This is a genomic window from Caulobacter sp. GW821-FHT10A06, assembly GCF_059415805.1.
The window spans coordinates 217,138-239,886 of sequence record NZ_JBWKNY010000008.1 but is presented as its reverse complement, the minus strand read 5'-3'; the positions used below and the strand labels follow the sequence as shown (position 1 = coordinate 239,886).

The 22,749-nt window shown below is 68.3% G+C and carries 26 protein-coding genes; 13 read left to right on the top strand and 13 right to left on the bottom strand.

The genetic code is table 11. The features are described 5' to 3' along the window. The first annotated feature begins 35 nt into the window (after positions 1 to 35). The 3 genes from AC07NF_RS23810 to AC07NF_RS23800 all read left to right on the top strand — a co-directional run bounded on the left by AC07NF_RS23810 (position 36) and on the right by AC07NF_RS23800 (position 2,984). Positions 36 to 1,358 (top strand): amino acid permease, encoded by a 1,323-nt coding sequence (locus tag AC07NF_RS23810; RefSeq protein WP_494633199.1) that lies wholly within the window; start codon positions 36 to 38, stop codon positions 1,356 to 1,358. Beyond that, positions 1,355 to 2,605 (top strand): metal-dependent hydrolase family protein, encoded by a 1,251-nt coding sequence (locus tag AC07NF_RS23805; protein ID WP_494633198.1) that lies wholly within the window; start codon positions 1,355 to 1,357, stop codon positions 2,603 to 2,605. Before AC07NF_RS23810 ends, AC07NF_RS23805 begins: the two co-directional genes overlap by 4 nt. A 139-nt stretch (positions 2,606 to 2,744) precedes the next feature. Next, entirely contained in the window at positions 2,745 to 2,984 is a 240-nt protein-coding gene (locus AC07NF_RS23800) for a hypothetical protein (protein ID WP_492813386.1), read from the top strand. A gap of 168 nt (positions 2,985 to 3,152) precedes the next feature. On the opposite strand, the gene AC07NF_RS23795 is transcribed toward AC07NF_RS23800, so the two are convergent. The 3 genes from AC07NF_RS23795 to AC07NF_RS23785 all read right to left on the bottom strand — a co-directional run bounded on the left by AC07NF_RS23795 (position 3,153) and on the right by AC07NF_RS23785 (position 6,627). Beyond that, on the bottom strand, positions 3,153 to 3,740 hold the full coding sequence (locus AC07NF_RS23795; protein WP_494633197.1) for a TetR/AcrR family transcriptional regulator: 588 nt from the start codon (positions 3,738 to 3,740) through the stop codon (positions 3,153 to 3,155). 119 nt (positions 3,741 to 3,859) lie between these two features. Continuing rightward, positions 3,860 to 4,999 carry an aromatic ring-hydroxylating oxygenase subunit alpha gene (locus AC07NF_RS23790; RefSeq protein WP_494633196.1) on the bottom strand — a complete coding sequence of 380 codons (1,140 nt, stop codon included), beginning with the start codon at positions 4,997 to 4,999 and terminating at the stop codon, positions 3,860 to 3,862. Further along, entirely contained in the window at positions 4,996 to 6,627 is a 1,632-nt protein-coding gene (locus AC07NF_RS23785) for a phytoene desaturase family protein (RefSeq protein ID WP_494633195.1), read from the bottom strand. Before AC07NF_RS23785 ends, AC07NF_RS23790 begins: the two co-directional genes overlap by 4 nt. A 273-nt stretch (positions 6,628 to 6,900) precedes the next feature. On the opposite strand from AC07NF_RS23785, the gene AC07NF_RS23780 reads away from it, so the two are divergent. Together AC07NF_RS23780 and AC07NF_RS23775 are read left to right on the top strand one after the other, a co-directional pair. Then, positions 6,901 to 7,497 carry a RipA family octameric membrane protein gene (locus AC07NF_RS23780; protein ID WP_494633194.1) on the top strand — a complete coding sequence of 199 codons (597 nt, stop codon included), beginning with the start codon at positions 6,901 to 6,903 and terminating at the stop codon, positions 7,495 to 7,497. A 10-nt stretch (positions 7,498 to 7,507) separates the two neighbouring features. Continuing rightward, positions 7,508 to 7,927, top strand: a complete 420-nt coding sequence (locus AC07NF_RS23775) for a hypothetical protein (protein ID WP_494633193.1) — start codon at positions 7,508 to 7,510, stop codon at positions 7,925 to 7,927. A 24-nt stretch (positions 7,928 to 7,951) separates the two neighbouring features. Here AC07NF_RS23775 and AC07NF_RS23770 read toward each other — a convergent pair whose 3' ends face one another. After that, positions 7,952 to 11,020, bottom strand: coding sequence for an efflux RND transporter permease subunit (locus AC07NF_RS23770; RefSeq protein WP_494633192.1), 3,069 nt, complete (start codon positions 11,018 to 11,020; stop codon positions 7,952 to 7,954). A 4-nt stretch (positions 11,021 to 11,024) separates the two neighbouring features. Further along, complete coding sequence (locus tag AC07NF_RS23765; RefSeq protein ID WP_494633191.1) at positions 11,025 to 12,101, bottom strand: efflux RND transporter periplasmic adaptor subunit; 1,077 nt, start codon at positions 12,099 to 12,101, stop codon at positions 11,025 to 11,027. A 76-nt stretch (positions 12,102 to 12,177) separates the two neighbouring features. Between AC07NF_RS23765 and AC07NF_RS23760 the strand changes: the two genes are divergently transcribed. Together AC07NF_RS23760 and AC07NF_RS23755 are read left to right on the top strand one after the other, a co-directional pair. Further along, positions 12,178 to 12,801: a TetR/AcrR family transcriptional regulator gene (locus tag AC07NF_RS23760; RefSeq protein WP_494633190.1), complete on the top strand. Its 624-nt coding sequence runs from the start codon at positions 12,178 to 12,180 to the stop codon at positions 12,799 to 12,801. A 50-nt stretch (positions 12,802 to 12,851) separates the two neighbouring features. Next, positions 12,852 to 13,052 carry a hypothetical protein gene (locus AC07NF_RS23755; RefSeq protein ID WP_494633189.1) on the top strand — a complete coding sequence of 67 codons (201 nt, stop codon included), beginning with the start codon at positions 12,852 to 12,854 and terminating at the stop codon, positions 13,050 to 13,052. 24 nt (positions 13,053 to 13,076) lie between these two features. Here the strand turns inward: AC07NF_RS23755 and AC07NF_RS23750 are convergent, their stop codons facing one another. Continuing rightward, entirely contained in the window at positions 13,077 to 13,436 is a 360-nt protein-coding gene (locus AC07NF_RS23750; protein ID WP_494633188.1) for a nuclear transport factor 2 family protein, read from the bottom strand. 11 nt (positions 13,437 to 13,447) lie between these two features. Beyond that, positions 13,448 to 14,203: an SDR family NAD(P)-dependent oxidoreductase gene (locus AC07NF_RS23745; protein WP_494633187.1), complete on the bottom strand. Its 756-nt coding sequence runs from the start codon at positions 14,201 to 14,203 to the stop codon at positions 13,448 to 13,450. Between the two features lie 118 nt (positions 14,204 to 14,321). On the opposite strand from AC07NF_RS23745, the gene AC07NF_RS23740 reads away from it, so the two are divergent. Continuing rightward, positions 14,322 to 15,227, top strand: a complete 906-nt coding sequence (locus tag AC07NF_RS23740) for a LysR substrate-binding domain-containing protein (RefSeq protein WP_494633186.1) — start codon at positions 14,322 to 14,324, stop codon at positions 15,225 to 15,227. Here the strand turns inward: AC07NF_RS23740 and AC07NF_RS23735 are convergent. Beyond that, positions 15,217 to 16,581: an aminotransferase-like domain-containing protein gene (locus AC07NF_RS23735; RefSeq protein WP_494633185.1), complete on the bottom strand. Its 1,365-nt coding sequence runs from the start codon at positions 16,579 to 16,581 to the stop codon at positions 15,217 to 15,219. The genes AC07NF_RS23740 and AC07NF_RS23735 overlap by 11 nt on opposite strands. Before the next feature lie 50 nt (positions 16,582 to 16,631). On the opposite strand from AC07NF_RS23735, the gene AC07NF_RS23730 reads away from it, so the two are divergent. Continuing rightward, complete coding sequence (locus AC07NF_RS23730) at positions 16,632 to 17,042, top strand: DUF983 domain-containing protein (RefSeq protein WP_494633184.1); 411 nt, start codon at positions 16,632 to 16,634, stop codon at positions 17,040 to 17,042. Between the two features lie 14 nt (positions 17,043 to 17,056). Here the strand turns inward: AC07NF_RS23730 and AC07NF_RS23725 are convergent, their stop codons facing one another. Further along, positions 17,057 to 17,515, bottom strand: coding sequence for a carboxymuconolactone decarboxylase family protein (locus AC07NF_RS23725; RefSeq protein ID WP_494633183.1), 459 nt, complete (start codon positions 17,513 to 17,515; stop codon positions 17,057 to 17,059). Positions 17,516 to 17,612: 97 nt separating this feature from the next. On the opposite strand from AC07NF_RS23725, the gene AC07NF_RS23720 reads away from it, so the two are divergent. Beyond that, positions 17,613 to 18,470 (top strand): sigma-70 family RNA polymerase sigma factor, encoded by an 858-nt coding sequence (locus AC07NF_RS23720; RefSeq protein WP_494633182.1) that lies wholly within the window; start codon positions 17,613 to 17,615, stop codon positions 18,468 to 18,470. Here the strand turns inward: AC07NF_RS23720 and AC07NF_RS23715 are convergent. Then, complete coding sequence (locus AC07NF_RS23715; RefSeq protein WP_494633181.1) at positions 18,467 to 18,850, bottom strand: MAPEG family protein; 384 nt, start codon at positions 18,848 to 18,850, stop codon at positions 18,467 to 18,469. The genes AC07NF_RS23720 and AC07NF_RS23715 overlap by 4 nt on opposite strands. 71 nt (positions 18,851 to 18,921) lie before the next feature. On the opposite strand from AC07NF_RS23715, the gene AC07NF_RS23710 reads away from it, so the two are divergent. Then, complete coding sequence (locus tag AC07NF_RS23710) at positions 18,922 to 19,356, top strand: winged helix-turn-helix transcriptional regulator (RefSeq protein ID WP_494633180.1); 435 nt, start codon at positions 18,922 to 18,924, stop codon at positions 19,354 to 19,356. Here the strand turns inward: AC07NF_RS23710 and AC07NF_RS23705 are convergent. Then, entirely contained in the window at positions 19,299 to 19,922 is a 624-nt protein-coding gene (locus AC07NF_RS23705; RefSeq protein WP_494633179.1) for a GNAT family N-acetyltransferase, read from the bottom strand. The genes AC07NF_RS23710 and AC07NF_RS23705 overlap by 58 nt on opposite strands. Before the next feature lie 4 nt (positions 19,923 to 19,926). Then, positions 19,927 to 20,235: a polyhydroxyalkanoic acid system family protein gene (locus AC07NF_RS23700; RefSeq protein WP_454717687.1), complete on the bottom strand. Its 309-nt coding sequence runs from the start codon at positions 20,233 to 20,235 to the stop codon at positions 19,927 to 19,929. A 115-nt stretch (positions 20,236 to 20,350) separates the two neighbouring features. Here AC07NF_RS23700 and didA point away from each other — a divergent pair, with 115 nt between their 5' ends. Beyond that, positions 20,351 to 20,557 carry a DNA damage-induced SOS-independent cell division inhibitor A gene (gene didA, locus AC07NF_RS23695; protein WP_494633178.1) on the top strand — a complete coding sequence of 69 codons (207 nt, stop codon included), beginning with the start codon at positions 20,351 to 20,353 and terminating at the stop codon, positions 20,555 to 20,557. A 30-nt stretch (positions 20,558 to 20,587) separates the two neighbouring features. After that, a complete protein-coding gene (locus AC07NF_RS23690; protein WP_494633266.1) occupies positions 20,588 to 21,589 on the top strand; it encodes a dipeptide epimerase in 1,002 nt (333 codons plus the stop codon). A 133-nt stretch (positions 21,590 to 21,722) separates the two neighbouring features. On the opposite strand, the gene AC07NF_RS23685 is transcribed toward AC07NF_RS23690, so the two are convergent. Beyond that, positions 21,723 to 22,661 carry a winged helix-turn-helix transcriptional regulator gene (locus tag AC07NF_RS23685; protein ID WP_494633177.1) on the bottom strand — a complete coding sequence of 313 codons (939 nt, stop codon included), beginning with the start codon at positions 22,659 to 22,661 and terminating at the stop codon, positions 21,723 to 21,725. Positions 22,662 to 22,749: the final 88 nt, after the last annotated feature.

The following is a 22,749-nucleotide window of genomic DNA, read 5'->3' as shown; positions in this document are numbered from 1 at the left end:
GTGACCCACCCTAGTTCGTTGCGTTAGGGGGAAACATGGCGTCGTCGAGCGCCCGCCCGTTGGGCCTGTGGATGTGCACGGCCCTGGTCGTGGGCAACATGATCGGCTCGGGCGTCTTCATGTTGCCGGCCTCGCTGGCGCCGTACGGCTGGAACGCCGTGATCGCCTGGCTGCTGACGATCGGCGGGGCGCTGTGCCTGGCCTTCGTCTTCGCCAAGCTGGCGCAGGCCTTTCCGCGCGCCGGCGGGCCGCTGGCCTATACCCAGGAAGCGTTCGGGCCGACGGCCGGCTTCATGGTCGCCTGGGCCTATTGGATCTCGATGTGGGTCGGCAACGCGGCGATCGCGGTTGGCTGCGTCAGCTACCTGTCGGTATTCGCGCCGGCCATCGCCACAGCGCCGGGCCTGCACGCCCTGGTCACCGTCGCCCTGGTCTGGGGGCTGACGGCGGTGAACTGCTGGGGCTCGAAGTCGGCGGGGCGGCTGCAAGTCGTCGCCACGATCCTGAAGCTGCTGCCGCTGATCGCCGTGGCTGGCCTGGCCGTCGTCGTCTTTGCGCGCAAGGGCGGGGCGGCGGTGACGCCGTTCGAGCCCTCGCAGCTGTCGGCCGGCGGCATCACCGCCGCCGCGACCCTGACCCTGTGGGCGCTGCTGGGCCTGGAGTCGGCCACCGTGCCCGCCGACAAGGTGCATGAGCCGGCCAAGACCATTCCCAAGGCAACCCTGTACGGCACGGCCTTCACCGGCCTGATCTATCTGGTCGTCTGCTCGGCGGTGGTGCTGCTGTCGCCGGCCGACCTGCTGAAAGGCTCCAACGCCCCGTTCGCGGACTTCGTCGGCTATCACGGCGGCGGCGACCTGCGGCTGGTGCTGGCCGCCTTCGCCGCGATCAGCGCCTTCGGGGCCTTGAACGGCTGGGTGCTGCTGCAAGGCGAGATGCCCTACGCCATGGCCCGCGACGGGGTGTTTCCCGCCTGGCTCGGCAAGGCCGGCAAGCGCGGGACGCCGGTGCGCGCCCATGTGCTGTCCAGCGCCCTGCTGACCGGCCTCGTCTTGATGAACTACGCCAAGTCGATGGCCGACCTCTTCACCTTCATCGCCCTCTTGGCGACATCGGCCAGCCTGTTCACCTACCTGTTCAGCGCCCTGGCGGCCCTGCGCCTGCAGCAGCAGAAGCGGATGACGGCCACGATGGGCCTGACCGTGCTCGCGATCCTGGCGGCGCTCTATTCGATCTGGACCCTCTACGGCGCCGGCGCCCAGGCCACCCTGTGGGGTCTGGTGCTGCTGATCGCCGGCCTGCCCGTCCGCTTCCTGACCGCCCGCGCGGCGCGTCCCGCTCCGGAGATGTCCGCATGATCGTCGCCCTGCTGCTCGCGGCTCAGGTCTCCTACGTCCACGCCGGCAAGCTGGTCGATCCGCAGGCCGGAAAGGTGCTGACCGACCAGCTGATCCGCATCGAGGGCGAGAAGATCACCGCGGTCACGCCCTGGAAGGCGGCGCCCAAGGACGGTCCGGTCACCGACTGGAGCAAGCTGACCGTCCTGCCCGGCCTGATCGACATGCACACCCACCTGGTCGACCAGGAGCAGACCGAGAACATCGCCGAGCCGCTGCTGACCACGGCCGCCTACCAGTCGTTCATCGCCGCCGACCACGCCCGCAAGACCTTGATGGCCGGCTTCACCAGCGTGCGCGACGTCGGCACCTGGCGGGCGTTCGGCGATGTGGCCCTGCGCGATGCGATCAACAATGGCCTGGTGCCTGGTCCCCGCATGTCGGTGGCCGGCGCCTACATCACCGTGCCCGGCGGGGGCGGGGAGGTCACCGGCATCGCCGCCGACGTCGGCATCCCGGCCGAGATGCGGGTGGGCGTGGTCGAGGACGCGGCGGATGCGCATCGCAAGGCCGCCAACATCCTGGCGCACAAGGCCGACTTTTTGAAATTGATCGCCACCGGCGCGGTGCTGACCGTTGGCACCGAGCCTGGCCAGCTGGAGCTCAGCGAAGACGAGATCCGCGCCGCCGTCGAGGAGGCCGCCAAGCGCGGGACCTACGCCACCGCCCACGCCCATGGGGCCAATGGCATGAAGGTCGCGATGAAGGCCGGCGTCCGCTCGATCGAGCACGGCTCGCTGATGGACGACGAGGCCATCGCGATGATGAAGGCCAAGGGCGTGTTCCTGGTCGCCGACATCTATGACGGCGACTGGATCGACGAATACGGCAAGGCCCACGGCTGGCCCGCCGAGACGCTGCGCAAGAACTACGAGACCACGCAGGCCCAGCGCGACGGCTTCCGCAAGGCCGTGAAGGTCGGGGTCAAGATCGCCTACGGCACCGACGCCGGCGTCTATCCGCACGGGCTGAACGGCCGCCAGCTGCCCTACATGGTCAAGTACGGCATGACGCCGATGCAGGCGATCCAGTCGGCGACCACGGTGGCGGCCGAGCTGATGAGCAAGACTGGCCAGGTCGGCTGCGACGCCGCCGGCTGCTACGCCGACCTGATCGCCGTGCCCGGCGATCCGCTGGCGGATGTTTCGATCCTGACCCGCGTGCCCAAGGTCATGAAGGGCGGCGTCGTGGTTAAGAATGAACCCTGAGCGGAGGTGAATAACTGCACAGCCTGACTTGGTCCGGATCATGCATTGTGCATCGCAGCGCAATTTTGTTGTGCGATAGCGAAACAACTGTCATGTCTGCGTGGTTAGCGTCACGTTGAGTACGTCCAAGGAGGTCTTCATGACCGAGAATCACTACTACGTCCGCCCGGTCGCCGGTGTGTGGCATGTGACCTGGAACGACTCGGCCGAGCTGATTGGTTCGTACTCGTCGCAACACGAGGCCGAGGGCTTGGCACAGCTGCTGGCCCGTCACATGATCGCCCAGGGCCGTAAGGCTCAGATCCATGTCGACGAGCCTGAAGTGCGCACGCCCGCCTGGGGCCGCAATCGCGCCGCCCACCAGGTCGCGGCGGCCTAAAGTTCAGAGTTCTGGAGCGCGAAGTTTACCGCGCTCCACCCCATAGGGGGCATCCGGTCTTCCCGGTGACAGCTGGTCGCCGAGGTGTTTGGGGTGGTGGGAATGGCGCTGCAATGACAGCGCGCCCCGACGTCTCCCTGAACCGGCATTGTCGGGAAGACCGGAGTTCTATCCCTCTAACCAGCCTTCCAGCGCGCGACCGATGATCCGCGCCGCCTCTTCGGGGGCGAAGGTCGCCGGGTCCAGACACAGCTCAAGCCATAGTCCGTCCACGGTCGCCGTCAGGGCGATGGCCGCCAGCCGTGTGTCGCGGGCGCCGGCCTCTTTGAGCAGGCCTTCCAGCCGCGCCCGGAAGTCCGCGTACGAAGCGGCGTGGATCGCGGCCATGCGCGGCTTGGTCTTCACCAGCGACCAGAAGCCGATCCAGGCGGCCAGCAGCTGCGGATCCAGCACCGGGGCCGCGAAGCTGGCGGTCAGATAGGCCAGCAGGCGCTCGCGCGGCGTGGGGCCGGCGGCGTTCAAGGCCGCGTCCAGCGCCGCATCGATCCGTTGGCCGACCGCCTCGTAGGCCGCGGCGATCAGCTCGTCGACGCCCTCGAAATAGTGCCGCAGCAGGCCCGGCGAGACCCCGGCCTCGGCGCAGATGGCGCGGACCGAGGTTCCGCCGACGCCTTCACGGGCCAGGACGGTCTCGGCGGCGGCGACCAGGGCCTGGCGGCGGACGTCTGGAGCCTCGCGGGTGAAGGCGGCGCGCATGACCTAGCCCTCCCCCTTGATGGGGGAGGGTTGGGTGGGGGTGATGCGGCCGTCGCCGTGCGAGCACCCCCATCCCCAACCCTTCCCCCATCGAGGGGGAAGGGGGCTTCTTGCGATCCTCACCACCCCTCCGGCGGCCGTTCCAGCCGGCTCTCCGGCACCAATGCCCGCATCTTCCGGCCAAAGCTCCGCAAACTCACCTCGCTCGTCGCCAGTGGCCCCGCCGTGAAGGTCCGTGACGCCATGCCCTGCTGCACGCGGGCCACCAGCTCGGTGTCCTCGGCATTGACCTGGCGGTTGATGCGCCAGTTCAGATATCGCGCCGCCTTCATCTCGCGGCGCTCGTCGGGCAGGGCGTAGGCGATCTCGCGGATCATGGTCTTCGTGGCCGAGACCGGGATGAACTGCATGAAGTCCACCTGATCCGGATAGATGTCGAAGGCGAAGTTCGGCCAGAGCTTGAAGTAGGTCCACAGGCGCTTGCGATCATCGGGCAGGTGCGGAACGTCGGGCAGCAGGTCCTGGTACAGTCGCTCGGACGGATTGCGCGACGGCTCGTCGATCAACTGGCCCCACATCTTGTCGACGAAGGTCTTGGCCTCGACGCCGTAGCCCTTGCCGAACAGCCGCGTCAGGCCCGGATGGGCGATCGGGATATGCAGGCCGTCGGAATAGTTGTCGCTGATGTTCTTCCAGTTGACCTCGCGCGGCCGCAGGGTGACGCGGCCGAACGGCTGCAGCTCCTCGAAGCGGTAGTGGGCGACCTCGTCCTCGTAGGGGGCCATCATCGTGGCGACCGACGGGCCTTCCCCCTCGATCCGCACGAAGACGAAGCCGCGCCAGATCTCGGTCTCGACCTTGGCCAGGCCCTGTTCGTGCATCTGCAGGGCGGGGTAGTCGTCGCGCATCGGCACGCCGATCAGCCGGCCTTCCAGGTCGTAGGTCCAGGCGTGGTAGGGGCAGACGATCCGGCCGCAGTGGCCGACGGGCCCGTCCAGCAACCGCGCACCCCGGTGGCGGCAGACATTGGCGAAGGCCCGCGCCCCGCCGTCCTTGCCGCGCACCACGACCAGGCTCTCGCCCACGAAGTCGAAGGTGTGGAAGTCGCCGGGCTTGGGGATGTCGTTCAGGTGGCAGACGATCTGCCACGAGGGGCGGAAGATCTTGTCCTGCTCTTCCTTGAAGAAGCGCTCGGAGCCGTAGATCCAGCCGGGCAGCCCCCAGTCCGCCTGCGGGTCCTCGTTGGAGATCGCGGTCATCGCCCGACCACCGACAGCTTCACGGCGGTGGCGAAGTCCTTGTCGCGCAGGATCTCGCGGGCGGCGTTGCGGCCCGGATTGCCCGAGACACCGCCGCCGGGATGCGTGCCGGCCCCGCACATGTACAGGCCGTGGATCGGCGCGCGGTGGCTGGCGTGGCCCAGGAAGGGGCGGGTGGCCCACAGCTGATCCAGCGACATGTGGCCGTGCATGATATCGCCGCCGATCAGGCCGAACTTGCGCTCCAGGTCCAGCGGCGACAGCAGGGTGCGGCCCAGCACCGAGGCCTTGAAGCCCGGCGCCCACTGGTCGACCGTGTCGATGATCAGGTCGCCCGCCGCCTCGCGCTCGTCGTCCCAGCTGCGGCCGTTCGGTAGCGTCGGCGCGAACTGCTGGCAGAACAGGCTGGCCACGTGCTGGCCTGGAGGGGCCAGGCTGGTGTCGATGGTCGAGGGGATCAGGATCTCGACGATCGGGGCCTTGCTGATCCCATCGGCCTTCGCGTCCCGGTAGGCGGCGTCCATGTAGTCCAGGCTGGGGGCGATCACGATGCCCGACTGGTGGTGCTCGGCGGTCTCGCGGCCCGGCAGGCAGGTGAAGCTGGGCAGCTCCGACAGCGCCACGTTCATGCGGAAGGTGCCCGAGCCGTTCTTGTAGCCGTCGACCGTCTTGCGGAAGTCGGCGGTCAGGGCCGAGGGCGGGACCAGCTTCTTGTACAGCAGGGCCGGATTGACGTTGGCGCTGACGATCGGGGCCATGATCTGGCGGCCGTCGACCAGCTGCACGCCGACGGCCTTGGTCCCGTCCACGTGGACGGCCTCGACCGGCGCGTTCAGCAGGATCTCGACGCCGGCCGCCTCGCAGGCCTTGGCCATGGCCTGGGTGATCGAGCCCATGCCGCCGACCGCGTGACCCCAGGCGCCCTTCTTGCCGTTCACTTCGCCGAAGGTGTGGTGCAGCAGCACATAGGCCGACCCCGGCGTATCGGGACTGGCGAAGTTGCCGACCACGGCGTCGAAGCCGAAGGCGGCCTTGACCGCATCGCTCTCGAACCAGCCGTCCAGCACGTCGCGGGCGCTCTTGGTGAACAGGTCCAAGAGGTCGCGCTTGCGCTCACGGGAGAGGAAGGCCAGGCGACCGCCCTGGCGCAGCGCGCGCAAGGCGCCCGGCAAGCCGTCGCCCAGGTTCGGCGGCGTCTCCTGGGCGAAGTCGCGCAGCACGTCGCCGATCTCGTCCAGCATGGCGTAGTAGGCCGGCAGCACCTCGGCGTCACGGCGGCTGTACTTGCGGAACTGCTCCTGAGTGCGCTCCAGCCCGCCGCCCAGCTTGATGTACTGGTCGTCGCTGATCGGCAGGAAGTTCGAGATCGGCCGCTCCAGGAACGTCAGGCCATAGCCGTGCAGGCCCATGTCGGCGATCACCCGCGGGTTCAGCAGGCTGACCGTGTAGCTGGCCACCGAGTTGCGGAACCCCGGATAGAACTCCTCGGTCACCGCCGCCCCGCCAACCACGCCCCGTGCCTCGCAGACCGTGACCTTCAAGCCCGCCTTGGCCAGGTAGAAGGCGCAGACGAGCCCGTTATGGCCCCCGCCGATGATCACCGCGTCGCGGCTGATGGTGTCGGCCATCGTGTCTCTCCCCAAGAGCAGGAAGGGAGGTTGCTATACGATCGTATAATAGGCAAGGGGATGAGCCATCATCGACCCTGAGCGCATTCCGCTATGGCGAGCGGAGGGGCACTCGTTTCTCAGGCGAATGCGACCGCATTCGTCTGCTTCGCGTGTGTTTGGATTGCTAATCTCGTTGAGGATGTGTCTGATATTGCGTCCGCTGGACGCTATCGACGTGCCTGTCTGCACCGCTAAAGCGGTATTCTCGATCCTCGCCTATGGAAACGGAAGATGAATGCAGATCCTGCCCAACCAGCCAGATTTTCATTTGAGGAATATAAGCTCTATTATGAGAGCACCGAAAAGGTCGTCGATCGTCGCTTGTCACTGAACAGCTGGAACTACGGCCTTTGCATTGCGCTGCTTGGGGGGATTGGTGCTTTCTCGGCTTGGAGTTTGCCAAGGCCAGAGTTTCACCTAATCCTCGTCGCTTTTGGCATCGCTCTACCAGTCATGGGGGCAATGCTTTGTGCTCTATGGATCGGTCAGATTCGAGATTTTAAAATGCTGAACAATGCTAAGTTTGATGTGCTTAGCAAAATGGCTCCAAATGTCCGATTTTCTGGAGATGAGGCCGCTATATCTGCTCGCCCTTTCGAGAAAGAATGGGAAGCGCTAGAGCGACTCAAAGCAACCAGCGAAACTCATTCGATCAACATCGTCACTCTTAAAGCGTCTAACGCTGAGTTTCTTGTTCCAAGATCCTTCTCCGCGATCTTTATTGGCATTGCCGTCATCGTTGTCGCGTTCGCAATCGCAAACAGGTCCGAGATTTTAGCGTCGGCGTTCCATATCTCCTCTACACCACCATCGGCAGTCTCGAAGTAGTTATATAGAAATGACTATGTATCGTGCAAATCTGCTTGAAGTCATTATGCCTATCGGATCTGACCAAGGTCACCGTGAGAGGCAAAGTGCAATTCGTCGCGGAGCTCAGCAGGCCGGATTTCACGTTAACTTTCCAAGTCACCCGACGACGCGCGAGCCATCTTCGCTTCACAACGATGTGGAGCGTCTGCGCAACGCTAAAATGATCCTGGCTGATCTAACAGGAGAGCGCCCTAGCTGCTATTACGAGTTGGGCATCGTGGAAGCTTTGCATATTCCTGTTGTAGTCATCGCGGCCCTTGGATCGCAAATTCATCAGACAAACGTTCGTGAGATTAAATTCTACGAAAATTTTGAGAATTTGGAAAATCTCGTCAGGGATTTATTGGTTGGCGGGGTGAAATACTTCTCGTTCGAAAATCAAGTTTGATCAACCGGATTGGTGCTGTTTGACTTAAGCCGCCTCCGCCTTCCCGCGCGCCGTCAGCCAGTACATCACCGGCGTCGCCACGCGGCTCAGCAGGGTGCTGGTGATCAGCCCGCCGATGATGGCGATGGCCAGGGGCGAGTAGAGGCCTGAGCGTTCCACGGCCAGGGGCAGCAGGCCGCCGATCGCGGTGACCGAGGTCAGCAGCACCGGCAGGAACCGCACCTCGCCGGCCTTCTCGATGGCGTCGTGCAGGCTCATACCCTCGCGGCGCAGCTGCTCGGTGAAGTCGACCAGCAGGATCGAGTTCTTGATCTCGATGCCGATGAGGGCGATCACGCCGATCGTGGCGGTGAACGACAGCGAGTAGCCGGTCAGGGCCAGGGCCAGCACCGCGCCGAACACGCCGAACGGGATGATGCCGGCCACGACCAGGGCGGTCTTGAACTTCTGGAACTCCAGGACCAGCACCGCGAGAATTCCGAATACGGCGACCAGCACGGCCGCGCCCAGCCCCGCGAAGCTTTCCGACGCGGCCTCGGCCTCGCCGCCCAGCGACAGGCGATAGCCCGGCGGCAGGGGCAGCTGCTTCTCGAGCCGCGCCTGGGCCTCCTGCGTCACGGCCGAGGCCAGGAAACCGGTGCGGACGTACGAGCTGATGGTCACGGTCCGCTCGCGGTCGAAACGGTCAATGCGCGAAGGGCTGCTCTTGAGCCTCGGCGTGGCGATGGCGTCCAGCGGCGCGGCCATGCCATCGGCGGTCGGGACATAGACGCCTTTCAGCGCCGACAGCGGATTGCGCGCCGCGCCGTCCACCTGCGCCATCGGCAGCCGCACCGTCACGGCATAGTCGTCGCCGTCCGGGTCGCGGAAGCGGGCGGTCTCTTCGCCGGACAAGGCCAGGCGGGCGACGCGGCGCGCCGCGCCGGCCGGCACGCCCAGGGCGGCGGCCTTGGCCTCGTCGACGCCGAGATCGAGGTCGGTGCGGTCCAGGCGGATCGGGTTGGTGACGTCGCGCGTACCGGGCGTCGCCTTGAGGATCGCCTCGGTGCGGGCGGCAAGGGCTTTGAGCACCTCCAGGTTCTGGCCGGTCAGGCGGATGGCCACCGGGGCGTCGATCGGCGGGCCGTTCTCGAAGGTGACGACGCTGATCCGCGCGCCGGGATAGTTGGCGAAGTCCTTGCGCAGGCCGTCCAGCACCTTGTCGCTCTTGCCCGGCTCCCAGGCCTTCAGGCTGACGAACACCTCGGCGAAGGTCGTGGCGCTTTCCCGTTGGCTGCGGTTGTAGAAGATCTGCGGATTGCCGCGGCCCAGGTTGGCGGCCTCCCACGCGACGTCGGGCTCCTTCTTCAGGCGCGCCTCGACGTAGCGCAGGGCCTGGTCGGTGCGGGCCAGGGACGACCCGTCGGGGGTTTCGACGCGGATCAGGAACTGCGGGGTCTCGGCGGCCGGGAACAGCGACGAGCCGATCAGCTTCACCAGCGGCAGGGTGGTCAGGCAGATGGCCAGCAGGATGACCAGGGTCAGCCACGGCCGCGCCAGCGACCGATGCAGCACCGGCCGATAGAAGCGGTGGATGCCGTCATTGACCGCCCGCAGCAGGGCGTTGCCCTCGGGGTCTGAGTGCTTGTCCAGCAGGCGGCTGGCCAGGAACGGGATGATGGTCATCGAGACCAGCAGCGAGGCGGCGATGGTGCACAGCACCGTCACCGGTAGCGACTTGATGTAGGCCCCCGCGCCGGCCGGCAGGGCCATCAGCGGCAGGAAGGCCAGCATCAGGGTGGCCGTGCAGCCCAGCACCGCCAGGCTGATCTGGCGCGTGCCGTTGATGGCCGCCTCGACCCGGTCCTCGCCCTCGCGCACCCGGCGGGCGATGTTCTCGGTGATGACGATGCTGTCGTCGACCAGCAGGCCCAGGGCCAGCACGAAGCCGGCGATCGACAGCTGGTTCAGGGTGAAGCCGAACGCCTGCAGCATGGTCAGGCCGATCAGCAGACTGAGCGGGATCGAGACCATCACCACCAGGCCCGCGCGCGGTCCCAGCGGCAGCAGGGTGATCAGCACCAGGGCCAGGGCGATGCCGAAGTCGCGGAACAGGTTGTTCAGGCGGTGCTTGACGTTTTCGGCCTGGACGAAGCCGCGCTCCATCTTCACCCCGGCGGGCAGGGTCTTTTCGTAGTCGTCCAGCACCTGCTGCACGCCCTGGGTGATCTTGGCGACGTCCTGGCCGTCCTTCTGGTTCACGGTCAGGAAGATGGCGCGCTTGCCGTTGAAGCGGGTCAGGTGCGAGGGCTCGGCCTGGGCCCAGGCGACGGTGGCCACGTCACGCACGCGGGTGACCTGGCCGCCGATCGAGCGCACTGGCGTGTCGGCGATGGTCGCCAGGTCGTGGAAGGCCCCGCCGGACTTGACGTTGAAACGCCGCTCTCCGGCTTGCACGGCGCCGATTGGCGCCTCGGCTCCGGCTTGGCGCAAGGCGTCGGCGACGGCGGTGGCGGGCAGGCGCAGGGCCGACAGGCGCGCGAGGTCCAGGGTCACCTGCACCTGCGAGGGCGGCGCGCCCCAGTACTTGGCCTCGCGCACGCCCGGCACCCGGTCCAGCCGTTCGCGCAGGCGGTCGGCGGTCTTTTCCAGGCGGCGCATCGGCATGATGTCCGAGGTCAGGGCGACCTGGACGATCGACACCTCGGTGGTGCGGATGCGCTCGATCTCCAGCCGCTGCACGCCGGCCGGCAGGGCGCCGCGGATGGCGTTCACCTCGCGCACGACCTGGTCGAACTTGCGCTCGGTGTCGACGTCCCAGGTGAAGTGGACGCGGATCACCGCTGCCCCATCCACGGCGGTGGACTCGACCTTGTCGATGTCGTCCAGGCCGTCGACGGCGTCCTCGATCGGGTCGACGATCAGCTGCTCGATCTCGGACGGCTCGGCGCCGGGCAGCACCGCGCGGACGATGACGATCGGGGTGGGGAAGTGCGGGTCTTCCGAGCGGGGCACGCTGCTCAGGGCGTTGACGCCCAGCATGATCAGAAGGCCGAAGGCCACCAGCGTGAACTGCCAGCGGCGGACGGCGAAGGTCGCCAGGTCGAAGGTCATGGCTCTAGCGACCCAGATGGGTGGGATCGATGACCCGCACGGCCTCGCCGTCGGCGACGAAGCCGGCCCCGGCGGTGATCACCTGGGTCCCGCCCGGCAGGCCCGCGACCAGAGCGTCGTCGCCGTCGAAGCCGCCGAAGGTCACCGCCGTGCGCCGGGCCTTGCCGCCGTCGAAGCGATAGACGAAGGCCCGCTGGCCGGTCGCCTCCAGCACCGCCTCGGCGGGGATGCGGGCATAGGCGGTCGTTGCGCCCGTCGGGGTGCGAACCTGCAGGGTCGCGTGCGCCACCTGGCCAGAGCGCAGATCGGCCGGCGGAGCCGACAGTTCGATCTCGACGCTGATCGCGCCGGTGCGGGTGTCGGCGGCCTCGCCGACGCGGGTGACACGGCCGTTGAGGGGCTGACCTCCCAGGTTCTCGACGGTGACCTGAGCGGTGTCGCCGACCCGGATGCGGGCAGCGTCACGGGCGGCCAGGGGCAGGCGCAGAACCAGCGGGGAGGCGAGGTCGGCGACCCGCGCCACCACCTGGCCGGCGGCCACCACCTCGCCCGCCTGGGCGCGGCGTTCCAAAACGACGCCCGAGACCGGCGAGACCAGGCTGGCCCAGCGACGGTCGAAGCGGGCGGCGTCATAGGCGGCCTGGGCGGCCTTCAGCGCGCTGGCCCGATCGTCGATGCGCTGGCGGCTGACATAGCCCTTGTCGAACAGGGCCTTGTCACGTTCCACGTCGCGGCGGGCGCGTTCCAGGTCGGCGGAGGTCTGCTGCTGGCGGGCGTCGACGCCGGCGGGATCGATGGCGGCGATGGCCTGGCCCGCCTGGACACGGTCGCCGGCCTCGACCCGCAGGGCGGTCAGGACGCCGGGGATGCGGAACGACAGCGCCATCTCGCGGCGGCGCTCCAGCGTGCCGGCCCCGGTGACCGCGCCCGAGGTTCCGGGGGCGGCGACGCGAGCTGCCTCGACGGGCGTGGGCGCGACCGGTTCATCGGTCTTGGGCTTGTCGCCACAGCCGGCCAAGGCCACGGTCATGACCATGGCCGTCGAAGCCAGAAACCGGTTCCGCCACATAAGCTGTTCCACATCGATCGATGATAAGTTATCAGTGATCGATAATGCTTGCTTGTCAAGCTTGCAGACCGGTGATCAAGGACGTCGGATGAAGACCCGTTCCCCGCGTAAACCCAAGGGCCAGGGCGCTGAGCGCCGCGAGGAGATCCTCGACGCCGCCCAGAGCCTGTTCGCCCAGAAGGGCGTCCACGCCGTCTCGACCCGCCAGATCGCCGAGATCGCCGGCATCTCGCAGCCGGCCCTGTACGCCTACTTCGCCACCAAGGACGACATCGCCGCCGAGCTGTGCGTGCGGGCCTTCGCGATCCTGGGGCAGAAGATGGCCGCCGCGCGGGTCGACTACACGCCGACGCCGGAGAACTTCGAGCGCTGCCTGCGGGTCTATATCGACTTCGGGCTGGAGCACCCCGACGCCTACCGCGTGGCCTTCATGCTGGAAAAGAGCGTCGACGGCTCGTTCCTGGAGAAGACCGGCGGCCGCCCGATGATCGCGGGCAAGGAAGTCTTCCACGTCTTCGTCGAGATGGTGAGCGAGCTGCGCGCCAAGGGCCTGATGGCCGGCGGTGACGTCATGGCCGTGACCCAGTCGCTGTGGGCCGGCCTGCACGGCCTGGTCTCGCTGCTGATCGCCCGGCCTGAGTTCCCGTGGGTCGACCGCGAGCCGCTAATCGCGACCCATGTGGCCATGCTGCGGCGAGGCGCGTTGAAATAGAGGCTCCGCGCCTCTAGATGACGCCCTCGCTCTTTCGGGAAGGATCCCCCATGGCCAAGCTCCTGCCGCTCCAATCGTTCAGCCTGCAGGAAACCGAGGACGGCTACCGCCTCCTGGTCTCGGCCATCGGCGGCGAGTCGATCTACGTCTCGATCACCGCCGACCAGATGGACGACATCATCGACAGCCTCGAGAACGCCATGGGCGGCGAGGGTGACGCAGAGATCAACGAGGACGACGTCGAGTTCTAGACCCGACGCCGCCCTAGTTGGCCGCTACCCCTCGCCATCCAGGAACAGGTAGATCGCCGCGATCTTCCCATCCCGCACCAGGATGAAGTCCACCCCCGCATAGCGCGGCGGCTCCCCAGGCGGGCCCGAGACCCAGGCGACCATGCCGCTGTCGGCATTGGCCTGGGCCGGGGCGGTCTCGGTATAGGCGAAGGTCGGGTGCGAGGCCCGGACCACGCCGGCCATCTCGACGATGGCCTCGCGACCGCGATAGGTCGAACCCTTCGGGCCGTGGAAGACGATGTCGTCGGCGAAGATCTCGTCGGCGACCGCCCGGCGGCGGTCGGCGTCACCCTCGCCGAACACCTCGTGCAGATTGCGGGTCAGCAGCTGCTGTATGGTCATCTCGATCCTCCTCAGACTTGCGTCATGCCGCCGTCGACGACCAGTTCGGCGCCGGCGATGAAGCTGGCGTCGCTGGACGCCAGGAAGGTCACGGCCTTGGCGATCTCTGACGGGTCGCCGACGCGGCCCAGCGGGATCTGGCTGGCCATGAAGTCCAGCAGGCCTTGCTGGGCGGCGGCCTCGGGTCCGGCCAGCTCGACCAGGCCCGGCGTCTTGATCGGTCCGGGCGAGACGACATTGACGCGGATCTGGCGGTCCTTGAGGTCGGCGGTCCAGCCGCGCGCCAGGTTGCGCACCGCGGCCTTGCTGGCGCTGTAGACGCTGAAGGCCGGCGTGCCTTGCACCGCCGCCGTCGAGCCCATCAGCACGATCGCGCCGCCGTCGCGCAGCAGGGGCAGGGCCTTCTGCACGGTGAAGATCACGCCCTTCACGTTGCGGCCGAAGATGTCCTCGTACTGGGCCTCGGTGATGGCGCCGAGCGGCAGCATGTCGCCGCCGCCGGCGTTGGGGACCAGCACGTCGATATGGGCGTGGCGCTGCTGGATGGTGTCGTACAGCTTGTCCAGGTCGGCCAGCTTGGAGGCGTCGCCCTGGACGCCGGTCACGTCGCCGCCGATCGCCTTCACGGCTGCGGCCAGTTCGGCCTCGCGGCGGCCGGTCACGTAGACCGAGGCACCCAGTTCGGAGAAGCGCTTGGCCGTGGCCAGGCCGATACCGCTGGCTCCGCCGGTCACCACCACAACCTTGCCTTCGAAAGTCTTGCTCATCGTCTTTGTCCTTTGGTTTCGCCGGCGGGGCGTCCGTCGGTGAAAACAACATGCATTCGGGACGGAAAGCGGAGTAGACGGGTAAATTGGCTCTTAGCGTTCCACCAGTGAGACAATCGTGGCGATCGACCTCAACGACTACGTTCTGTTCGCCGAGGTGGTGGCGCATGGCGGCTTCGCGGCGGCGGGCCGGGCGCTACGCCAGCCGAAGTCGACCCTGAGCCGCCGGATCGCGGCCCTGGAGGCGCGGCTGGGCGTGCGGCTGATCGAGCGCTCCACCCGCCGGTTCCGGGTTACCGAGGTCGGCCAGGCCTTTCACGAGCGCTGCCGCCTCCTGATGCTGGACGCCCAGCAGGCCGACGCCGTGGTGGCCGAGGCGCTGAGCGAGCCGCACGGCCTGGTGCGGTGCAGCTGTCCGGTCGGGCTGATCGAGGCCCTGTCGCCGACCTTTCAGGCCTATATGGCGCGCTATCCCAAGGTGCGGCTGCAAGTGGTGGCGGTCGACCGCCCGGTGGACCTGATCGCCGAGCGGATCGATGTCGCCATCCGCGTGCGCCTGACCCTAGACACCGACGCGGCGCTCACCATGCGCACCTTGGGTCGATCGAGCCGCATCCTGGTCGCCGACCCGCGCCTGGCGATGCGCTGCGCCGGCCAGACTTTGGCGGCGCTGGCGGACCTGCCGACCCTCAGCCCCACCGACCAGATCGGCGAGCTGGAATGGGAGCTGCTGAACGCCGAGGGCGAGGCCCGGAGCGTCAAGCACACGCCGCGCATGACCTGCGGCGACTTCGGAGCCTTGCGCGAGGCCGCTGCCGCCGGCCTGGGCGTGGCCTTCCTGCCCGACCATGCGTGCCGTGATCTGCTGGAGGCCGGCCGGTTGGTGCGGGTGTTTCCCGATTGGGGCAGCCGACCGGGGATCGTCCATGTGGTCTTCACCACCCGGCGCGGCTTGCCGCCGGCCGTGCGGGCGCTGATCGACCAGCTGGCCGAGGCGTTTCGCCGGGGCGGGCTCACCGACTAGCCAGGGCGGCCAGTTCTTTCAGGCCGCGCACCAGGGTCGCGCGCTTGCCCGCCGCGCCCAGCGAAATCCGCAAACCCTCACCCGTGGCTCCCGGCGCACGGAAGGCCTCCGCGCCGACCAGCGCCAAGCCGCGCTCGCGCGCCGCCGGCGTCGCCACGGCGCCGGGCAGCCAGACATGCAGGCTCTCCGCGCCGCCCAGAGCCGCCGGCAGCAGTTCCGCCGCCAGGGCGCGCCGCGCCACGGCCTCTTCTCGCACGCCCACCAGCACCTGGTCGGCGACCCCATCGCGGATCCAGCTGGTGACCACGGCCGCCATCAGTGGCACGGGCATCTGGGCGATGGCGTGCAGGGCGCCCGCGAAGTCCTCGGCCTGTCCGGGCGGGGCGACGACATAGGCCAGGCGAAGGCCGGGCGAGAGGGTCTTGGCGGTGGTGGCGACGTGGAACACGCCCTCGGGCCACAGGGCGGCGAGGGCGGGCAGAGGCGCGGCGAGCAGCAGGCCGTAGGCGTCGTCCTCGATGATCGTCACGGCTGCCTTTCGCGCGATGTCGACGACGGCTTCTCGCCGCGCCAGGCTCATGGTCGCCGCCGTCGGGTTCTGGAAGGTCGGGGTGGCGCAGATCAGGCGCGGGTGGTGCTGCGTGACCAGTCGCGCCAGGGCTCCCGGCTCCAGTCCCTCGCGGTCTAGCGGGCAGGCCACGACCCGCAAGCCCCGCCGCGTCGCGGTGGCCAACAGGCCCGGATAGGCGAAGGCCTCGGCGATGATCGTGTCACCCGGAACCGTCAGGTGGTCCAACAGCGCCGACAGCGCCGTCTGCGCCCCGCTGGCCGCCACCACGCGCTCGGGCGCGACCTCGCCCAGCACAGGTACAAGCCAGGCCGCGCCGGCCGTCCGCTGGGCCAGCGATCCCGCGCCGGGGTGGTAGGCCATCAAGGTCGCCGGATCGGTCCGCGCCAGGATCGCGCCGGTCGTCTCGCGCAGCAGCGCCGCCAGGTTCAACCCCGCGGGCGGGGGCGGCAGGTTCATCGACAGGTCGACGAGACCGGCTTCATCCTCGATCGTCCGTAAGCGGATGAAGGTGCCGCGACCGGTCGTGCCCTCGATCAAACCGCGCTCGCGAGCCAGAGCGTAAGCGCGGGTGACCGTCGTAAAGTCGATCCCGACAAGACGGGCCACTTCGCGCTGCGCCAGAATCTGGTCGCCAGCCTGCAGCTCGCCCTCGGCCACCGCGTTTTCCAAGGCCTGGGCGATCCGGCGATAGGCGGGGCCGTCCAGGGCGTCGATCCGACGCAGCCAGGCCGGCGCCAGATTCGGTGATCCCTTAGTTGTGGTCACGCGACAATATCCATACATTGATCGCACAATGTATGGATCAATCCTGCGATTGTAGGAAGGGGCCACCGATGGCCGACTATGAATTCTACGACTCCCCCACGCCCGTGGAGGCCGGCCTGAAGTGCTGCTGCCCCCGCTGCGGCGAGGGCAAGCTCTATAGCGGCTTCCTGAAGCTGGCCCCGTCGTGCGACCGTTGCGGCCTGGACTACAGCTTCGCCGACCCGGCGGACGGTCCGGCCTTCTTCGTGATGAGCGGCGTCGGCATCGTGATCATCTCGATCTTTGCCTGGGTCGAGGTGGCCTTCCACCCGCCGATCTGGGTGCATTTCGCCACGGTGTTCCCGGCCTTGATCGTCGGCTGTCTCGGGACCTTGCGTCCGGTGAAAGGCTGGCTAGTCGCCGCCCAATATATCAACAAGGCCGAGGAGGGCCGCTTCGAGAGCCTGGGCCGCCACGACTACGACTCGCGGCGGCTCTAGACCCTCAGGAGGGGTTAGACCCCCAGCGAACCCGCCACCTGGCGCGTCGCCGCGTTCAGGCGGTTCCAGACGTTGATCGCCGAGATGCTGATCAGCAGGCCGGCCAGGGCCTTCTGGTCATAGTGCTTGGCGGCCTCGTTCCACACGTCGTCCGGCACGGGGTCTGCCTTGTCGGCCACGCGGGTCACGGCCTCGGCCAGGGCCAGGGCGGCGCGTTCGGCGTCGGTGAAGTAAGGCGTGTCGCGCCAGCCGGCGACGGTGGCAAGGCGCTCGGGGCTCTCGCCCGACTTGGCGGCCGCGCGGGCGTGCATTTCCAGGCAGACGCCGCAGCCGTTGATCTGGCTGACGCGCAGGTGCAGCAGCTCGTGCAGGGTTTCCGGCACGCCCTCGACATGGGCGGACTTGGACAGGGCGATCAGGGCCTTCATGGCGTCGGGCAGCAGGAAGGCGGGCTGGGTCATACGGGCTTGCATCGGGGTATCCTTTCGGTTCGTTTCAACGCGCCGGTCACATCCGGCGATTTGCGTTCGTCGAAGAGGTGACGGACCCCGATGGAGCGATGTGACCGCCGTGACTGAAAAAAATTATCTGGCCCAGAAATTCGAAGCCGACCGCACCCGTCTGCGCGGCGTGGCCTACCGCATGCTGGGCTCGCTGCACGAGGCCGAGGACGCCGTGCAGGAGGCGTGGCTACGCCTCTCGCGCGCCGACACCAGCGGCGTCGACAACCTGTCGGCCTGGTTGACGACGGTGACCTCGCGCGTGTGCCTGGACATGCTGCGCAGCAAGAAGTCGCGTCGCGAGGACGCCCTGCTGGAAGGCGGTCCCGAGCCCTCGGTCAGTGGCGAGGACGCCATCGAGCGCGAGACCATCCTGGCCGACTCCGTCGGCTTGGCTTTGCTGGTCGTGCTGCAATCCCTGAATCCGGCCGAACGCATCGCCTTCGTGCTGCACGACCTGTTCGACATGCCGTTTGAGCAGATCGCCCCGATCGTCGACCGCACGCCCGACGCCGCCCGCCAGCTGGCCAGCCGCGCCCGTCGCCGGGTGCGGGGCGGCGATGTGCTGGATACGGCCCAGACGGCCCAGAAGAGTGTGGTCGACGCCTTCCTGCTGGCCTCACGGACCGGTGACATGGCCGGGCTGATGGCGGTGCTGGATCCCAACGTCGTGGTGCGCGCCGACGTGTTCGCCGGCGGCGGCCAGACCCGCGAGCTGCGCGGCGCCGAGACGGTGGCGAACTTCTACAACGGCCTGGCCCAGACCGCCCGCACGGCCCTGGTCGACGGCGCGATCGGCGCGGTCGTGGCCCCGCTGGGCAAGCTGTACGTCGTGCTCGATATCAAGATCGAGAACGGCAAGGTCGTCGAGATCTTCGCCTCCGGCGATCCCGACCGCCTGGCCTCGGCCGAGGTCTCGGTGGTCTAGAGGAGGCGCAGGCCCAGTGTCACGGCGGCGCCCAGCAGCGAACCCCAGGTCAGCAGGATGCCCAGCTGACGCGCGCGCAAGGGTCCGCCCAGCATGCCCCAGGCGTGGGTGACGCGACCCAGGACGACGGCGGTGGCGATGATCGCGATCGCCGTCGTCGACGCGCCGCCCACCTCGGCCAGGCCCAGCACGATCAGGGTCAGCGGCACATATTCGACGAAGTTGGCCTGGGCGCGGACGCGGCACTCCAGGTCCTTGTCGCGGCCGTGGCCCAGCGAGACCTTGGCCTTGAACCGCTGGGCCGAGATCGGGACGCTTAAGGCCACCAGGGCGACGGCGGCGAGCGCGGCCAGGGCGGACGTGATAGGTGCGACGATCATCTGGATTTCCCCCACTTGTTGCGCGGACTATCCGGACTTAGGTTGCATTTTGCAAGCGTGAGATCGCCGTGATGGACCGCACCTTCCGTTCCGACTGCGCCATGGCCTCGACCCTGGATATCCTGGGGGACAAGTGGTCGCTGCTGGTGATCCGCAACCTGATGCTGGGCGCGCGCAGCTTCCGGCAGATCCAGTCCGCGCCCGAGGGCATCGCCACCAACATCCTGTCCGAGCGGCTCAAGCGCCTGGTCGAGGCCGGGCTGATCATCGAGCAGCGCGCGGACGCCGGTTCGGGCGCGCGGGGGCGCTATGCGCTCACTCAGGCAGGGGCCGACCTGTTGCCGGTGCTGCAGGCCATCGCGGTCTGGGGGCGCGACAACATCCCCAATCGCCGGCCGATCCCGCCGGAGTTCCTGACCATCACGCCGGCGGAGTTGCTGGCGCGCGATCAGCCGCTGATGACGGACACCACTTCGTCGACCGTGGACCAGCCCAAGGTCGAGTAGAGCGCCCGGCCGTCCGGCGTAGCGATCAGCACGCCATCGCGGGCGCCGCGCTCGATCGCGGCGTTGGTCAGGCGGCGCATGATCAGGCCGCCCAGGCCGCGCCGGCGGTGGGCTTCTTCGGTGATGATGCGGTCGAAGGTGACCGCCTCGCCGTTCAGACCGCAGCGCCCGGTGGCGGCGGGGTCGCCGTCCGGGCCGTCGATGTCGATGTGCAGCTTGTTGTCGGTCTCGATCAGGCGAAGCGTGTAGCCGGACGGCGGCTCAGCGTCGGGGAGGGCGGTCAGGCGGGTAGCCATCAGCCAGGCCGGGTCCCGCACCGTCCAGCCGGCCGGCACGTGGGACAGGATCGTCTCGCGCGGCCCCAGGGCCTCGACATAGGTGAAGGGCTCGACGATCCCGGCGACCAGGCGGCGATAAGCTTCTGGCTCGAAATCCGATGTGATCACGTGCCGGCCGACCTGGTCGGGGAAGCCGATCTCGAACCACAGTCCGGCCGGCCCAGGTACGGGATCGCCATAGCCCCGCGCCCGGCAATAGCCGGTGGCCCACGTTCCGAGCGTGTTCATGGGGCTATTTCAGCAGCAGCTGGCCGCGGCGGGTCAGCTCGTCCTTGATCTTGCCGGCCGCCATGCCCAGCAGGCCGGGCAGGGTGATGTCGAGGCGGGCGTGGTCTTCCAGCACCTGGACGACGCCGGTGATGGTCGAGCCCATGGCCACGGCCGAGAAGTTCAGCACGTCGCCGGCCCAGCTCTGGGTGAAGCCCTTGGCGTCGCCGCCGGGGATCTGGCCGGCCAGCTGCGACAGGCCCTGTTCCAGGCGGCGCTTGGCCTCGGCCGCGCCCAGCTGGTGGGGGATGTTGATGCTGACGGTCTTGGCCATGGAATCCTCGTGAAGGCGCACCGCTGAAATGCGGGCGGTGGCGGTCCAGTTCAATACGTCCGATTCTGGCGCAGCGCACAGCCAAGGTCGTCTTCATCAGATGAGGGACGACCACATGACCGACTTCGCCATGACCCAGCCGTTCACCGCCCAACGTCGTTTCGTGCGTCCGGGTCGTCCTGGCGGCCTGCTGGGCGCCATCCACTATGCCGGCGTGCTGCTGGTCTGGGCGGTGCTGTTCGTCGTCGACCGTCCGCTGGCCCTGAAGGTGATGGCCGAGCGCCGCGCCGACTCGCCGATCCCCCGTCACTGGGGCTGGTAGGATTTCGCGAAACGCGGCATGCCTTCGGACATGTCGATCGCCGTTTCCGCCCGCCCGGTTTCGCACCTGCTGAAGGCCCCGTTCCGCATCTCGCGCGGGGTCAAGACGGCGGCCGACGTGGTCGAGGTGATCGCCTCGGCCGAGGGCCATATCGGGCGCGGCGAGAGCGTGCCCTACGGCCGTTACGACGAGACGGTCGAGAACGTGCTGACCCGGCTCGCGCCGGCCCTGGCCTCGGCGGATGTCGAAGCCGCCTGCGCCGCCCTGCCGCCCGGCGCGGCGCGTAACGCCCTCGATCTGGCGCTGTGGGACCTGCGGGCCAAGCGCACCGGCGTCAGCGTGGCGGCGGCTACCGGCCTGGCGATCCCGACGGATCTGATCACCGCCGTGACGGTTAGCCTGGACAGCCCCGAAGCCATGGCCAAGGCCGCCCGCGCCGTCGCCGACGCGCCGCTGATCAAGATCAAGCTCTCGGCCGACGACCCCGCCGCCCGCCTGCGCGCCGTCGCGACCGCGGCGCCGAATTCGCGGTTCATCGTCGATCCCAATGAGGGCTGGACGTTCCAGATCCTGGACGGGCTGAAGAGCCTGCTGGCGGACCTGCCGATCGCCCTGGTGGAACAGCCGCTGCCGGCCGACGCCGATCACGCGCTCGAGGGCTGGGATCCGCCGTTCACCGTTTGCGCCGATGAGAGCGTCCATGTCGGCGGCGACCTCGCGGCGTTGCGCGGGCGATATCAGGCGGTGAATCTGAAGCTCGACAAGACCGGCGGCCTGACCGAGGCGGTTGGGATGCTCAAGGCCGCGCGGGGGTTGGGCTTCCAGGTGATGACGGGGTGCATGGTCGCCTCGTCGCTGGGTGTCGCGCCGGCGCTGCATCTGGGCGGGGCGAGCGACTTCGCGGACCTGGACGGGCCGTGGTGGCTGGCGGTGGATCACCCGGGCGGGCTGCGGGTGGAGCGGGGGCGGATTGCGCCGCCGAAGCCGGGGTTCTGGGGGGATGGAGAAGAGGCCCGCGACCTCTGGCTTTAGCGCCGATCTAGATCCTCCCCCGCGATGCGGGGGAGGTGGCCCAGAGGGCCGGAGGGGGCAAGCTGGACGCATGCCGCGTTAGCCCCCTCAGTCGCTCCCGCGACAGCTCCCCCGCAACGCGGGGGAGCATCTTTCAAGCGCTCGCCGCGATCCGCGTGTTGCTGATGTCCACGGCGCCATTGCACCCCTCACACCGCACCACAGGTTCCAACCTGACCCCACACCGATGCGTCAGGATTTCCGGACTTCCCTCACTCCCTGCCAACCACCGATCGCCCCACGCCATCAGCGCCGCGATCAGCGGAAACAGGTCGCGGCCCTCCTGTGTCAGCCGATACTCCCACCGCTCAGGCCGCTCCTGATACCGCACGCGCTCCAGCATCCCTCGCGCCACCAACCGCTCGAGCCTGTCGGTCAGGATGTTGCTGGCCACCTTCAGCTCGGCCTGGAAATCCTTGAACCGGCGCAGGCCGTAGAAAGCCGCCGCCACCAGATGGGCGGTCCAGCGGTCGCCCAGCACCTCGATGCCGCGCTCCAGCATCGGATGCAGCGGCGCGCCGCCGACGTCGTCGGAGCTGGCGCGGCGCGAGTGACGGGCCGGCGGGGCGGGCTCCAGGCCCGCGCCGGGACCGGGCGACAGGGTGATGTCGCGCACCTTCACCGCCTCGCCACAGGCCTTGCAGGCCAGGATGGGCTTCAGCGCCTGGCCGCAGGGTTCGTGGACGATCTGGTGCGACGGGCAGCCCGGATCGAAGCGCCAGCGCATCTCCCAGCCCAGCAGCATCAGCGCCGAGTCGTAGAGGTCGCGGCCCATGGCCGTCAGCCGGTACTCAAAGCGCGGCGGGCGGTCCTGATAGAGGCGGCGCTCCAGGACGCCGCCGGCCTCCAGGCGCTTGAGGCGATCGGTCAGCAGCGAGCGGGCGACGCCGGTCATCTCCACGAAGCCGTCGAAGCGCTTCACGCCCATGAAGGCGGCGTACAGAACCAGGAGAGTCCAGCGGTCGCCGATCAGGTTCAGCGCGCGGGCGGCTGAACTGCGACGGACGAGGACAGGGGCCTTAGGCGAGACCATGGGCGGTTGGTGAGCCGCTTCGGGAGGCTAAGTCAACGCTGGTTCAAACTGTTGTTCGTCTAAGTCGTGGACTCGACGATGGTCGCTT